This window comes from Rhizobium sp. BR 249, assembly GCF_047445895.1.
Classification (GTDB): domain Bacteria; phylum Pseudomonadota; class Alphaproteobacteria; order Rhizobiales; family Rhizobiaceae; genus Rhizobium.
Genome location: NZ_JARWKX010000044.1, coordinates 15,449 through 28,438 on the forward strand (window position 1 = coordinate 15,449; position 12,990 = coordinate 28,438).

At 59.7% G+C, this 12,990-nt stretch carries 13 protein-coding genes and 1 pseudogene; 10 read left to right on the forward strand and 4 right to left on the reverse strand.

The annotated features are described in order from the left end of the window. Positions 1-55: 55 nt before the first annotated feature. Genes QD408_RS26440 through QD408_RS26450 form a run of 3 tightly spaced genes read left to right on the forward strand, consistent with a single transcriptional unit; the run spans position 56 to position 2,086 of the window. Entirely contained in the window at positions 56-727 is a 672-nt protein-coding gene (locus QD408_RS26440; protein ID WP_414141340.1) for an amino acid ABC transporter permease, read from the forward strand. Continuing rightward, a complete protein-coding gene (locus tag QD408_RS26445) occupies positions 724-1,383 on the forward strand; it encodes an amino acid ABC transporter permease (RefSeq protein WP_414141341.1) in 660 nt (219 codons plus the stop codon). The genes QD408_RS26440 and QD408_RS26445 overlap by 4 nt, the downstream gene beginning before the upstream one ends. After that, positions 1,361-2,086, forward strand: coding sequence for an amino acid ABC transporter ATP-binding protein (locus tag QD408_RS26450; RefSeq protein WP_088683655.1), 726 nt, complete (start codon positions 1,361-1,363; stop codon positions 2,084-2,086). The genes QD408_RS26445 and QD408_RS26450 overlap by 23 nt, the downstream gene beginning before the upstream one ends. 73 nt (positions 2,087-2,159) lie before the next feature. Here the strand turns inward: QD408_RS26450 and QD408_RS26455 are convergent, their stop codons facing one another. Beyond that, positions 2,160-3,089: a TauD/TfdA dioxygenase family protein gene (locus QD408_RS26455; RefSeq protein WP_414141342.1), complete on the reverse strand. Its 930-nt coding sequence runs from the start codon at positions 3,087-3,089 to the stop codon at positions 2,160-2,162. A 290-nt stretch (positions 3,090-3,379) separates the two neighbouring features. On the opposite strand from QD408_RS26455, the gene QD408_RS26460 reads away from it, so the two are divergent. After that, the gene (locus QD408_RS26460; RefSeq protein WP_088683653.1) at positions 3,380-3,787 is read left to right on the forward strand and encodes a carboxymuconolactone decarboxylase family protein; all 408 of its coding nucleotides are present in this window, start codon (positions 3,380-3,382) and stop codon (positions 3,785-3,787) included. A 181-nt stretch (positions 3,788-3,968) separates the two neighbouring features. Here QD408_RS26460 and QD408_RS26465 read toward each other — a convergent pair whose 3' ends face one another. Continuing rightward, positions 3,969-5,393: a diguanylate cyclase gene (locus QD408_RS26465; protein WP_414141343.1), complete on the reverse strand. Its 1,425-nt coding sequence runs from the start codon at positions 5,391-5,393 to the stop codon at positions 3,969-3,971. Here QD408_RS26465 and QD408_RS26470 point away from each other — a divergent pair. Then, a complete protein-coding gene (locus tag QD408_RS26470) occupies positions 5,385-5,702 on the forward strand; it encodes a hypothetical protein (RefSeq protein WP_414141344.1) in 318 nt (105 codons plus the stop codon). The two genes, QD408_RS26465 and QD408_RS26470, sit on opposite strands and share 9 nt — an antisense overlap. A gap of 128 nt (positions 5,703-5,830) precedes the next feature. Here QD408_RS26470 and yghX read toward each other — a convergent pair whose 3' ends face one another. Continuing rightward, a complete protein-coding gene (gene yghX, locus QD408_RS26475; protein WP_414141345.1) occupies positions 5,831-6,718 on the reverse strand; it encodes a YghX family hydrolase in 888 nt (295 codons plus the stop codon). 320 nt (positions 6,719-7,038) lie between these two features. Here yghX and QD408_RS26480 point away from each other — a divergent pair, with 320 nt between their 5' ends. From QD408_RS26480 to QD408_RS26500, 5 genes are all read left to right on the forward strand, one after another. Continuing rightward, positions 7,039-8,196 carry a Gfo/Idh/MocA family protein gene (locus tag QD408_RS26480; protein ID WP_414141346.1) on the forward strand — a complete coding sequence of 386 codons (1,158 nt, stop codon included), beginning with the start codon at positions 7,039-7,041 and terminating at the stop codon, positions 8,194-8,196. Between the two features lie 13 nt (positions 8,197-8,209). Further along, positions 8,210-9,094, forward strand: a complete 885-nt coding sequence (locus QD408_RS26485) for a carbohydrate ABC transporter permease (RefSeq protein ID WP_088683650.1) — start codon at positions 8,210-8,212, stop codon at positions 9,092-9,094. After that, on the forward strand, positions 9,091-9,948 hold the full coding sequence (locus QD408_RS26490; protein WP_088683649.1) for a carbohydrate ABC transporter permease: 858 nt from the start codon (positions 9,091-9,093) through the stop codon (positions 9,946-9,948). The genes QD408_RS26485 and QD408_RS26490 overlap by 4 nt, the downstream gene beginning before the upstream one ends. Before the next feature lie 74 nt (positions 9,949-10,022). Then, complete coding sequence (locus tag QD408_RS26495) at positions 10,023-11,228, forward strand: ABC transporter substrate-binding protein (RefSeq protein WP_414141348.1); 1,206 nt, start codon at positions 10,023-10,025, stop codon at positions 11,226-11,228. 92 nt (positions 11,229-11,320) lie between these two features. Further along, positions 11,321-12,454, forward strand: coding sequence for an ABC transporter ATP-binding protein (locus tag QD408_RS26500; RefSeq protein WP_414141347.1), 1,134 nt, complete (start codon positions 11,321-11,323; stop codon positions 12,452-12,454). A gap of 351 nt (positions 12,455-12,805) precedes the next feature. Here the strand turns inward: QD408_RS26500 and QD408_RS26505 are convergent. After that, positions 12,806-12,990: pseudogene (locus QD408_RS26505) on the reverse strand (IS110 family transposase); the annotation flags it as partial.

The following is a 12,990-nucleotide window of genomic DNA, read 5'->3' on the forward strand; positions in this document are numbered from 1 at the left end:
TCCCGTACCGGCACGCGGGATGACGGATGTTCGTCACTGCAGGAGGGACAACTTCTTGAGTTACCATTTCGAATTCGGCTGGCTGTTTGAATATTACCCCCAGATCATCAAGGGCATACTGATCACCCTTGAGCTGATCGCGATCGGCGGAGTGCTCGGCATTTCGCTCGGCATCGTCTGCGCCTGGGTGCGCGCGCTCGGTCCAGCCTGGTTGAAGCCGGTCATTGCGAGCTATGTCGAACTGATCCGCAACACGCCGTTCCTGATCCAGCTTTTCTTCATCTTTTTCGGCCTGCCGTCGCTTGGCCTCCAGCTTTCCGAATTGACGGCGGCCAATCTTGCGATGGTCGTCAACCTCGGCGCCTATAGCTGCGAGATCATCCGCGCCGGCATCCAGGCAACGCCGAAAGGCCAGTTCGAGGCGGGCGAGAGCCTTGCGATGACACGCTTCGAGACCTTCCGCCATGTCATTCTGGTGCCGTCGTTGCAGCGCATCTGGCCGGCGCTGTCGTCTCAGGTCGTCATCGTCATGCTCGGCTCAGCGGTCGTGTCGCAGATCGCAGCCGAGGATCTCACCTTCGCCGCGAATTTCATACAGTCGCGGACCTTCCGCGCCTTCGAGGCCTACATCGTCTCGACCGCAATCTATCTCGCGCTGGCGATCCTGCTTCGGCAGGTGCTGGGCCTGATCGGCTGGTTCATTTTCCCGAGGAGAGCAGCACGGTGATCACGTTCACACTCTGGGACATCCTGCGCAACCTGCTGCTCGCCACGCGCTGGACGATCCTTCTTTCGTTCGTCTCGTTCCTCGGTGGCGGCCTGGTCGGACTGGGCCTGCTCTTCCTGCGGATCAGCAAGCGCAGGGCATTCAGGGCGTTCGCGAAATATTACGTCGAGCTCTTCCAGGGCACGCCGCTGCTGATGCAGCTCTTCATCGCTTTTTTCGGGCTCGGCCTCTTCGGGATCGACGTGCCGGCCTGGCTTGCCGCGGGATTGGCGCTCATCCTGTGGAGCGCGGCCTTTCTTACTGAAATCTGGCGTGGCTGCGTCGAAGCGGTCGCAAGAGGTCAGTGGGAGGCTTCCGCCAGCCTCGGCATGGGGCGCCTCCAGCAGATGCGCCATGTCATCCTGCCCCAGGCGCTGAGGATTGCCATCCCGCCAACCGTCGGCTTCTCCGTCCAGATCGTCAAGGGAACGGCGCTGACCTCGATCATCGGCTTCGTCGAATTGTCGAAAGCCGGCACCGTGGTCACCAACGCCACCTTCCAGCCCTTCACCGTCTATGGGCTCGTCGCTCTCATCTACTTCGCCCTTTGCTGGCCCTTGTCGAAAAGCAGCCAGATCCTGGAAAGGAAGCTCAATGTCGCTCATCGAAATCACTGACGTTCGCAAGAGCTTCGGAACCAACGAGGTGCTGAAAGGCATCAACCTCAATGTCGAGCCAGGCGAGGTCATTGCCATCATCGGCAGGAGCGGTTCGGGCAAATCGACCCTGCTTCGCTGCATCAACGGCCTGGAGACCATCACCGACGGGTCCATCTCGGTCGCCGGCGCACAGCTGCTCGATGACGAGGTGCATCTGAAGGCGCTGCGCCTCAAGGTCGGGATGATCTTTCAGCAGTTCAATCTCTTCCCGCACCTGACCGCCGGCGGCAATGTCATGCTGTCGCAGACCGTGGTTAAAAAGACCCCCAAGGCCGAAGCCGAGGCCACCGCCCGCAAGATGCTGGAGCGGGTGGGGCTGGGTCACAGGTTCGATGCCTATCCGGACGAACTCTCGGGCGGCCAGCAGCAGCGCGTCGCCATTGCCCGCGCGCTCGCCATGCAGCCGACAGCCCTTCTCTGCGACGAGATCACCTCCGCCCTCGATCCGGAACTGGTCGCCGAGGTCCTTGCCGTGGTGCGCGAGCTTGCCGCCGAGGGAATGACGCTGCTGATGGTTACGCACGAGATGAAGTTCGCCCGCGACGTCTGCAGCCGCGTCGTCTTCATGCATCAGGGCCGGGTCCACGAGATTGGCCCGCCTGAAGAGGTCTTCGCCAACCCGCAGACCGCGGAGCTGAAGCAGTTCCTCGGCGTCAACTAGGTGTCTTTTCGCCGATCCCCTGATGAGAGGGGAGGGCATGCCATGTCGGCGTGCCTTAGCCGATGGGCCGCGCTCAGGCGGCCTGCGCTTTCGGCTTGACCGTTTTGACATGGGTTATGCTGCGGCGACCGTCGATGCTGACGGGGACGTCGCCGTCGACGGTGGCGCGGCGCACGATGCGGTGCTGGTCGCCATAGTCGTTGACGGCATAGTGCTGGGTCGCGCGGTTGTCCCAGATCGCCACGTCCCCGGCTCTCCAGCGCCAGCGCACGGTATTTTCCGGGGCGGTGACGTAGGACTGGAACACCTCATAGAGTTTGGCGGAGTCGGTCTTCGACACGCCGACGAGGCGTTGAACGAAGTTGCCGAGCAGCAGCGATCTTTCGCCGGTTTCCGGATGGATACGCACGACCGGATGCTCGGTCTCGTAGACGGTCGACGTGAACACTTCCTCGAAATGCTTCTTCTCTTCGGCGGTGGCGCGAGGGCGCACGGCGGCGTAGTCGTAGGCATTGCTGTGAACGGCCCACAGATTGTCCGCCAGCGCTTTGAGAGGCGCCGGCAGGCTTTCGTATGCGGCATGGGTGTTGGACCAGATCGTGTCGCCGCCGGCCGCCGGAATGACGACGCCGCGAAGGACGGAGAATTTGGGATAGGCGTCCACGAAGGTGACGTCGGTATGCCACTGGTCCGCTCTGCCGCCGCCGCGGCTGGAATCGAGGTTGAGGATGGAAGCCGTGCCGGCCGCCGGACCCTGGGTCGGGTGAGGCACGAGGTCGCCCAGGCGGCGTGCGAAGGATTCCTGCTCGGAATCGTCAAGATGTCCCTGATCGCGGAAGAAGATGACCTTGTGCTTCAGGAGAAGCTGGTTGATGGCCGCCACCGTTGCATCCGAAAGATCTCCGCCGAGACGGATACCCCTGATTTCGGCGCCGACACGGCCGGTCAGCGGAATGACATCGGCATCGGGAATGACTTGATTGACGAAAACCGGTTTGCTCATGGAAATCTCCTGTAGATGTTGGAAGAAGTCGGCAGGTCACATGCGCCCGAAGAGCCATTCTTCGGGCGTTCGAAAATCTCATTGCTGAAATCGACAGGGCTATGGAACAAAATAATCTATAAAATCTATAGACAAATTTTTCCAATTTTCCCTGTTTTCCTGAAACAGCCGTCTTCGATGTTTCTCCGGTGCGATGATTTCCCCGCCGATAGAAGACTGGTGGTCATTGTCCTTTCTTCGTATCGTTCGCAGGAGCGCCGCATCGCCGAGCACCCGGAAAGGAACTTTCGATGGCAACAGTCAAACTCCTATCGGACCAAGAGGCCGCAGCCATTCCGGCCGTTCAAGCCGTGTTCGAGGACATCAGGGCGACCCGCAAGACCGACTTCATCAACAATTTCTGGCGTGCCCTTGCAAACGATCCCGCAAACCTCAAACGGGTGTGGGAAACGCTGAAATCGGTCATGACGGTCGAAGGCGCGATCGATCCCTTGACGCGCGAGATGATCTATATAGCCGTGTCGACGGCCAATGCCTGCCAATACTGCATTCAATCCCACACCGCAGCCGCCCGTGCGCGCGGCATGACCGATGCGCAACATGGCGAACTTCTGACGATCATCGGACTTGCCGCGCAGACAAACCATCTCGCTCTCGCCATGCAGGTTCCGCCCGATCCGGAATTCGAGGTGCGATAGGGGATCGGTTGTATCAGCTGTCCTACAGCAGGCGATCATCTTCCTCGTCGCTGCCAATCATGCAGTTTCCATCACGATAAAATGCGCGAGCGGGGCGCTGCAATCTGCGGAATATGAATGCAACTTTAAATAGTAAAAGTGGCGTAATGCATGTTATGGAACTTCCGCTAGCGAAGCGCCGTTATGAGACCACCCGATTGCGGCCGGCCTTTTTCGCCGTATACAGATTTTGGTCGGCGACCTCCAAGATCTCCTTGGGAGAAGCGGCGGACAAGCCGCCGGCGACACCGATGCTGATCGTGATGCGCAGGCCGTTGCAGATCGCCGACCAGTCCCAGCGCTCGACAGCCAGACGCAGCCGCTCGCAGACATCGGCGGCGGCTTTCGGAGTGCCTGTCAACACCACGACGAATTCCTCGCCGCCGAAACGAATGGCCTGGTCGGTGGCGCGCAACTGGTTGCGCAGGATGGTTCCGATGGCGCCGAGGACCTGGTCGCCGATCATGTGAGAGAAGTTGTCGTTGACCGATTTGAAATGGTCGACGTCAAGCATCGCGATCGAATATGGGCGCTTCTCGGATGTCAGTTCCTTAAAGCGGCTGTCGAGATATTTGCGGTTATAGAGCCCGGTCAGCGCGTCGAGATAAACGGCGCTGGCCAGGATATCTGTTTGCTCCTGCAGCTTCTGATAGGAGGCCTCCAGCGTGTCGGCGCGCTTCGATTCCGTTTCGGCAACTTCCTTGAGCCGCCTGGTTTCATAGTAGATTTCGGCGAGACGCGCGCGCTGCTGGGTTCTCTCGGCGCTGTTCTGCAGATAGAACTGATGGTATTTCTTGTGTGCCTCCAGCGCCAGATCGAACTGCCCCAGCCCTTCATGGGCGCGCGACAGATAGAGATAGATCTGGATATAGGAATCGAAGCTGCCGCCTTCGGCGATCAATTCCACCGCTTCGAGCAGCAGCGACCGGGCTTCCTCGAACTTTCCGTAATTATTGTAGACCTGGCCCAAAGTGTAGAGATATTGCTGCCGGTCCCTGACATAGCTGTTCTTCTGAAACTGCTGGTAGCGGAGCATGCACTGGAGCGCCTTTTCATGCTCTCCCAGATGGCCGTAGTAATCGGCCTGGTTGCCGAGGCAAATACGGGCAGCCCAGCTGTCGCCGGTCTCGATTGCGAGGTCGAGCGCCTGTTCGGTGAGATCAAGCGCTCTCGTCAGCATCCGGTGAGCTTCCTCCGGCTGGCCGAGCGCCTGCGCGATATAGCCGCCTTCCGAATGGGCGCCGCCGAGGTTGACGAGCCACCAGCATTCGTAGGTCTTGTTGCCGATCGACCGGGCGAGCTCGACAGACCTCTCGCTCATCAGGATCGCCCGGTCGGGTTGCTTGTTGTACCAGAAGATAATGCCGATGACGTTGGTTGCGAGACTCTGCGCCTTCGGATCGGCGGTCTTGTCGGCCAGATCCAAGGCGCGGGTCGCCTCTTCGATCGCCTCTTCCGGCAAGCCCAGTTCCAGGAGCAGCCATCCGAAATAGGCCCTGGCATAGGCTTCCTGGACGGGTTCTCTTTTCGATTTCCAGAAGTCCACCGCCCGGCGGACATGCGTCAAACCAAGTTCGGCCGCACCGGTTTGAAAACAGTACCAGGCAATATCCGTGTCGCATTGGGCGGCAAGCCGGTCGTCGCCCCGCGATCTGGCATCGGCAAGAATTTGCCCGGCAAGTGCAAGCGCCTCATCCGATCGGCCTGTACATCCAAGATGCCAGGCTTGCTGCAGTTCGAAATTTGCTTTTGGAATAAATGTCTCAGTATCAACAATTTGCATATCGAACGCCGTGTTTGTTCCCTGAATAGGGATAGCATTAGAAGTTTAACAATGATGCAAACTGGTGAGGAAACAGAAGGGGCGCGCGGCTGAACTTTCACCCGTAGGTTTTAGTAGCGAACGGGCGTGATGGATAATCCGTAGGAGGGGCAAGGCTCATTGGCCCATAACAGGCGGGGAGTATCTCCCCGCCTGCCGCGTCGTGCAAGTCCGGCGCCTCGTCAGGCGAGGTATTTCGTAAACCAGTCGACCGTCCGCTGCCAGGCGAGCTTGGCTGCCGCCTCGTCGTAGCGGGGCGTGGAATCGTTGTGGAAGCCATGATTGACGTCGGGGTAGATATAGGCCTCGTAGGTTTTCCCGGACGATTTCAGCGCCGCTTCATAGGCCGGCCAGCCTTCATTGATCCCCTTGTCCAGCCCGCCATAGTGAAGAAGCAACGGCGCCTTGATCTTCGGCACGTCCTCGGCGCGCGGCTGCCTGCCGTAGAAGGGCACGGCGGCGGCAAGCTCCGGATAGGCCACCGCCGCGGCATTGGAAACGCCGCCGCCGTAGCAGAAGCCTGTTATGCCGACCTTGCCGGTGGTGAGGTCACTCTTCATCAGGAACTCGACCGCTGCGAAAAAGTCGTTCATCAGCTTTTCCGGATCGACCTTCTGCTGGAGTTCCCGTCCCTTTTCGTCATTGCCGGGATAGCCGCCGACCGAAGTCAATCCATCCGGCGCCAGCGCAATGAAGCCGGCCTTCGCGACGCGACGCGCCACATCCTCGATATAGGGATTGAGGCCTCTGTTCTCGTGAACGACGACCACGCCCGCGACCTTGCCGCTGGCTTTCGCAGGGCGCACGAGATAGGCGCGCACGTCCCCGTTTCCTTTCGGCGAGGGATAGGTGATGTATTCGGCTGAGATATCGGGATCGGTGAACTCGACCTGGGTCGCCAGCGCATAATCCGGGCTGAGCGACGCAAGGATCGCGGCTGCCGTCACCCCGCCGACCGCAAACTTGGCGGCACGGTCGAGAAACTCGCGCTTGGTGATTTTCCCATGCGCATAGTAGTCGTAGAGTTCGAGAAGTTCCTGCGGGAAATCCTTGGCTGTCATGCGGGTCATGATGGCTCCTCCTTGCCTCGGGTTCTCACAGCATCCTACACACGAGTGATAACCTGTCTTTTCAACCTTTCGCGAGCCCTTGCGTGATCGGCTGGGGGCGGTCGCGCCTTGCCGCGACAGGCGCATAAATCTGCCGTCCTCCGCTTGCCGATGCGCCATGCTTCATTGGCCCCCGGCAATCGGGGCAAAATCGGCAGCCGCCTATCGATCTATGAAAATCAATTTCATACGTATGCGTTGAGGCCCGTTTTCTATTGACGCCCCCTGATTTTTGTCCCAACTTAAAGAAAATAAATTACTTAACTGGGAACATGATCGGCATGAAAGTAGGAATCATCGGGCTAGGATTCCGGCTGGGCTATCTCGGCTATGTCTTCAAGGCGATCGACGACAGTTTCGACATCGTAGGCTATGTGGATCCGGAACCCGCCGGGCTTCCCGGATTGACGGAAAAGGGCATTTCGGTCGGCAAGGCCTACGGTTCACCGGAAGAGCTTCTCGCCTCGGAAAAGCTCGATCTGCTGATGATCGGCTCTCCCAATCACATGCATCTCGATCATATCAGGCTCGGGCTGCAAGCCGGCCTCAAGGTCTTCTGCGAAAAGCCGATCGTCACGACCATTACAGAAAGCATCGAACTTGCCCATCTCCTGGCGAAGTTCGGCCATGAGCGGCTGATGGTTGGTCTCGTGCTGCGTTATTCTCCTCTTTATAAGGATCTGCGCGCCATCCAGGCCGAGGGCAAGCTCGGCCAGATCGTGTCGATCGAGGCTTCCGAACATATCGAGCCCTATCACGGCGCCTTCTTCATGCGCGACTGGCGCCGCTACGAGCGTTATTCCGGCAGCTTCATGCTGGAGAAATGCTGCCATGACCTCGACCTTTATAATGGTGTGGTGGGCGCGCGGCCGGAGCGCGTTGCCAGTTTCGGCGGCCGCAAGAGCTTCATTCCGGCCAACGATCCGGCGCGTGAAGGCATCAACGATCTCGAGCTTTTCCATCGCAAGCCGAGCGGCTGGATGGGCTCCGACAAGGTGTTCGACAGCGATGCCGACATCATCGACTACCAGGTGGCGATCGTCGAATATGCCAATGGCGTCGGCATGAACTTCCACACCAATCTCAATGTGCCGGACCAGTTCCGCCGCTTTGCCATCATGGGCTCGCGCGGCATGGCCGAGGGTGATTTCGTTCGCGGCTATCTCGACGTCCATGAGCAGCTGACCGGCAAAAAAGTGGTCGAGAACAAATATGCCGCCACGGAACTCTCCCAGCATTACGGCGCCGATGAACAGATGGCGAGCGATCTGCTGGAAAGCGTGCGCACCGGGCTCGAACTTCCCGTGTCCACGCTGAACGCGCTGGAAGCGGGCATCCTCGCATTGGCGATGGACGAAGCGAGGATGAAGAAAACGGTCGTCGACCTGCGTCCCATCTGGGACCGCTTCGACGAGGCCCTCCACGCTAAGGCGGCTTGAGGAAGGCGGCAAGATGAGTGTCCAAAGAAGCGCCTTCATCTTCGCCTGGATCCTCCTCCTTCCGGCCGTCCTCTATGTCCTCGCCATCGTCGCCTATCCGCTGGTCGATACCTTCATTCTCTCCTTCACCGACGCGTCGCTGAAGAAGACCACCAATTGGGTCGGCTGGGTCAATTACGAAAAGATCTTCAACGCCACGTTTGCGGAAGTCATCATCCGCACCTTCATCTGGACCTTCTTCTCGGTCGCCCTGAAAATGGTGATCGGCACCTTCGGCGCATGCATGCTGAATGCGGCCGTGCCCGGCCGCTCGCTGTTCCGGCTGTTGACCATGCCGCCATGGATCGTGCCGATGGCGATCGGCATCTTCATGTGGGGCTGGATGTATAACGGCCAGTTCGGGATGATCTCGGGCCTGTTGCAGCGCTTCGGCCTCGTCGACGGCCCGGTCGCCTTCCTCGCCTATGGAAGCACCGCCTTCTGGGCGACGATCGTTACCGACGTGTGGATCGGCGTGCCGCTGGTGACGATCTATTTCCTGGCGGCGATCCAATCCATTCCGAAGGATCTCTATGAAGCCGCCTGGACCGACGGCGCCGGCCGCTGGTATCGTTTCCGCCGCATCACCCTGCCGCTGATGGTGCCCGCCATCATCACCATGTCGATGCTGTCGCTGATCGCCACCTTCAACTCGTTCGACATCATCTGGATTCTGACCCAGGGCGGTCCGAGCGGCGAAACGACGACGATGATCATCGACACCTACCAGACCGCGATTGGCTCGAAGAAATACGGCGAAGGGGCGGCGCGCGCCGTCTTGATCTGCATCTTCCTGTCGCTTTTCTGCTTTGCCTATTTCCGTGTCACCCGCCGCCTCAATCCGGAGAAGCGCGCATGAGCAGCCCGGCCATGATAGACCGTTACCGCTGGTGGGAAATCATCCTGATCTATTGCGGCATCGCGGTGTTTCTGTTCTTCGTGCTGGCGCCCTTCGTCGAGGGCTTCCTCGTTTCGTTGAAGCCGCTCGCCCAGCTTTTCTCCTCGCCCTACCGCTTCTGGCCGGAGAACGGTTCGTTCGAAGCCTATCGGACGATGTGGATCAGCGTGCCGGGCTTCGGGCGCTACATCTTCAACTCCTTCTTCATCTCCATCATCGTCACGCTGATCGTGCTCTGCCTCGTCATTCCGGCGGCCTATGCCTTTGCGAAATTCGAATTCAAGGGCATGGGAATCCTGCTCGGCGCCTTCCTGACGGTGAACATGTTCTCCGGCGCCGTGCTTTTGATCCCGCTCTTCCGGCTGATGCGCAGCATGGGCGTGCTCAACACCTATCTCGCCATGATCGTGCCGGGCGTCGCCTTCCTGATCCCCTCGGCGATCTGGCTGCTGCGCACCTATATGATCCGCATTCCCCAGGAGCTCAACGAAGCGGCCTATATGGATGGCGCCAGCCATTTCTACACGCTTCGCCGGGTCATCCTGCCCATTGCGATGCCGGGGATCATCGTCGTCGCCATCACCACCTTCATCGGCGCTTACGCCCAGCAATTCATCTTCGCGCTGACGTTCAACTCGAAGAGCGAATACATGCCCTTGCCGGTGGGGCTCTTTGCTTACTTCGGCAAGCAGGAGGTCATCTGGAACGAACTGATGGCGGCCTCCTTCGTCGGCATCGCGCCGGCGATGGTCGTCATCTTCTTCCTTCAGCGGTATCTCGTCGGCGGTCTGACCGCCGGTGCGGTGAAACAATAAGAGCAAAAATAGAGTGAACAGCTAACAACCAAAACGGGAGTTGCGACGTGAGCATTACTATCAAGACAGGCCTTATGGCGCTCGCTTTGCTCGGTTCGACGGCATTGACCGCGGTCACTGCCCATGCGGCCGACAAGGAAATCAGCTGGATCTATTGCGGCGACACGATCGACCCGGTCCACACCAAATACATCAAGCAGTGGGAAGAGAAGAACGCGGGCTGGAAGGTCACGCCAGAGGTCGTCGGCTGGGCGCAATGCCAGGACAAGGCGACGACGCTCGCCGCCGCCGGCACGCCTGTCGCCATGGCCTATGTCGGCTCGCGCACGCTGAAGGAGTTCGCGCAGAACGACCTCATCGTTCCGGTGCCGATGACGGACGACGAAAAGAAGGCTTACTATCCGCACATCGTCGACACCGTGACCTTCGAGGGCAACCAGTGGGGCGTTCCGATCGCCTTCTCCACCAAGGCGCTCTACTGGAACAAGGACCTCTTCAAGCAGGCCGGCCTCGATCCCGAGAAGCCGCCGAAGACCTGGGCTGAAGAAATCGAGATGGCCAAGACCATCAAGGAAAAGACCGGCATTCCGGGCTTCGGTCTTTCCGCCAAGACCTTCGACAACACGATGCACCAGTTCATGCATTGGGTTTACACCAACAACGGTTCGGTGACGGATGCCGAAGGCAAGATCACGCTCGACAGCCCGCAGATTCTCGCCGCGCTGAAGGCCTACAAGGATATCGTCCCCTACTCCGAGGAAGGCCCGACGGCCTATGAGCAGAACGAAGTCCGCGCCATCTTCCTCGACGGCAAGGTCGCCATGATCCAGGCAGGATCGGGCGCGGCCTCCCGCCTGAAGGAAACGAAGATCGCCTGGGGCATCACGACGCTGCCGCTCGGCCCCGACGCCAAGGGCCCCGGCACGCTTCTGATCACCGACAGCCTGGCGATCTTCAAGGGTTCCGGCGTCGAGGACAAGGCGACCGAATTCGCCAAGTTCATCACCTCGCCCGAGGTCCAGTCGGAATACGAGCTGCAGGGCGGCGCCGGCCTCACCCCGCTGCGTCCCTCCGCAAAGGTCGACGAATTCGTCGCCAAGGATCCCTATTGGAAGCCTTTGATCGAAGGCATCGACTATGGTGGTCCGGAACCGCTCTTCACCGATTACAAGGGCTTCCAGAATTCGATGATCGAAATGATCCAGTCGGTGGTGACGGGCAAGGCCGAGCCGGAAGCCGCTCTCAAGAAGGCTGCCGGCGAAATCGAAGCCTTCAAGTAAGCTGCTTCGACGCCTTGGGATCGCGGAGGCAACAATCCGCGATCCCTCCCCTGACCGAATATGCGACGAAGACCGCCGGCGGAGACAGATTTTTGGGACAGCTTCTTCTCAACAAAGTTCAGAAATTCTACGGCGACTACGAAGTTCTGAAGGGTGTGCAGCTCGAGGTGAGGAATGGCGAGTTCGTCGTCTTCGTCGGCCCGTCCGGCTGCGGCAAGTCCACGCTTCTGCGCATGATCGCCGGTCTCGATGCGACGACGGCGGGCGATATCGTCATCGATGGCGTCAGGGTCAACGACCTGCCGCCCGTCAAGCGCGGCATCGCCATGGTGTTCCAGTCCTACGCGCTCTATCCGCATATGTCGGTCTTCGAGAACATCGCCTTCCCGCTTCGCGTCGAGAAGATGGAAGAGATGAAGCTCAAGGCCAAGGTGGAAAATGCGGCGCGCATCCTCCACCTCGAACAGCGGCTGCAGCAGAAGCCCGGCATGCTTTCCGGCGGCCAGCGCCAGCGCGTCGCGATCGGCCGCGCCATCGTGCGCGAACCGAAGATTTTCCTGTTCGACGAGCCGTTGTCCAACCTCGATGCGGCGTTGCGCGCCGACATGCGCATCGAACTTGCCAAGCTGCACAGGGCGTTGAAGGCGACGATGATCTATGTGACGCACGACCAGGTCGAAGCCATGACCATGGCCGACCGCATCGTCGTGCTGGACGCCGGCAACATCTCCCAGACCGGCGCGCCCTTGGAGCTTTATCACAAGCCGGCCAATCAGTTCGTCGCGGGCTTCATCGGCAATCCGAAGATGAATTTCCTGCCCGTGACCTGCAAGAGCGCAAGCGCCGACGGCGTCGAGGTGGATTATCAGGGCCAAACCGCCGTTCTGCCGGTAACGCAGCGCGAGGGGATGGTGGGGAAGACTTTGACGCTCGGCATTCGTCCGGAGCATATCCAGCTGAACGGCGGCGATATCGTCTTCACCGTGACGCCGACCGTCATCGAGCGCCTTGGCGCCAATACCGTCGCCTACGCATCGCTCAACGGCGAGGCCGAAAATTTCTGCGCCATGCTGCCCGGCAGCGTCGGCATCCGTACGGATGCGCCTGTAGCAACCGGCATCAATGCCGTGGATTGCCATCTCTTCGACGAGGCAGGCATTGCGTTTGAGCGGCGGGTGGAATTGACCGAAATCGATATGAACGTGATCAACCCGATTCAGCTTTAGAGCATGTCGCGCAAAAGTGTGCGGCGGTTGTCTAATCGCATTGCCTTAGTCAAGGCTGTTTTGTCATTAGGCATCGGCGCCGCTTTTGGGGACGGCGTAGCGAGGTGGATTCGAATGTTTGGGCGATGTTGTCTTCAAAGCAGTCCAGCGCCGGGAGCAGGGTTGTCTGCGCGGTCGGCACACGGCCGCCGCATAATGGGTCTTCGCAGGCAGGACCTTCCTATGTTTTGCGCGCAGTCTCGATGAGCTGCAGCCGCGACAGCGGAATGATCCGACCCACGCCCGCAGCTGGGACGCTCAGTGCCTCCAATCAGGTTTGACGCGCTGAGGCAAGAAGGCCTGACGCTTCGCTCATGCAGGAGCGCCGGCCAATCTGTTGAACCCTTCTCCTGTCTTGAGCATGCTGTGCATGATGACCGCAAGCTTTCGGGCGAGTGCCACCGCAGCACGCTTGAAGCCCAGCCGCTCACGCAGCTTAAGCCCCCAACTTTTGAGACTGCTCTCGTTGCTGGCACTGGTTCTGGTAAGGATCACCG

Bases quoted from the DNA above. Each gene is read 5' to 3' on its own strand.
- QD408_RS26495 (WP_414141348.1), top strand. From the start codon at position 10,023: ATGGCGCTCGCTTTGCTCGGTTCGACGGCATTGACCGCGGTCACTGCC.
- QD408_RS26460 (WP_088683653.1), top strand. From the start codon at position 3,380: ATGGCAACAGTCAAACTCCTATCGGACCAAGAGGCCGCAGCCATTCCG.
- QD408_RS26470 (WP_414141344.1), top strand. From the start codon at position 5,385: ATGCGTCAAACCAAGTTCGGCCGCACCGGTTTGAAAACAGTACCAGGC.
- QD408_RS26490 (WP_088683649.1), top strand. From the start codon at position 9,091: ATGAGCAGCCCGGCCATGATAGACCGTTACCGCTGGTGGGAAATCATC.
- QD408_RS26485 (WP_088683650.1), top strand. From the start codon at position 8,210: ATGAGTGTCCAAAGAAGCGCCTTCATCTTCGCCTGGATCCTCCTCCTT.
- QD408_RS26480 (WP_414141346.1), top strand. From the start codon at position 7,039: ATGAAAGTAGGAATCATCGGGCTAGGATTCCGGCTGGGCTATCTCGGC.
- QD408_RS26450 (WP_088683655.1), top strand. From the start codon at position 1,361: ATGTCGCTCATCGAAATCACTGACGTTCGCAAGAGCTTCGGAACCAAC.
- yghX (WP_414141345.1), bottom strand. From the start codon at position 6,718: ATGACCCGCATGACAGCCAAGGATTTCCCGCAGGAACTTCTCGAACTC.
- QD408_RS26455 (WP_414141342.1), bottom strand. From the start codon at position 3,089: ATGAGCAAACCGGTTTTCGTCAATCAAGTCATTCCCGATGCCGATGTC.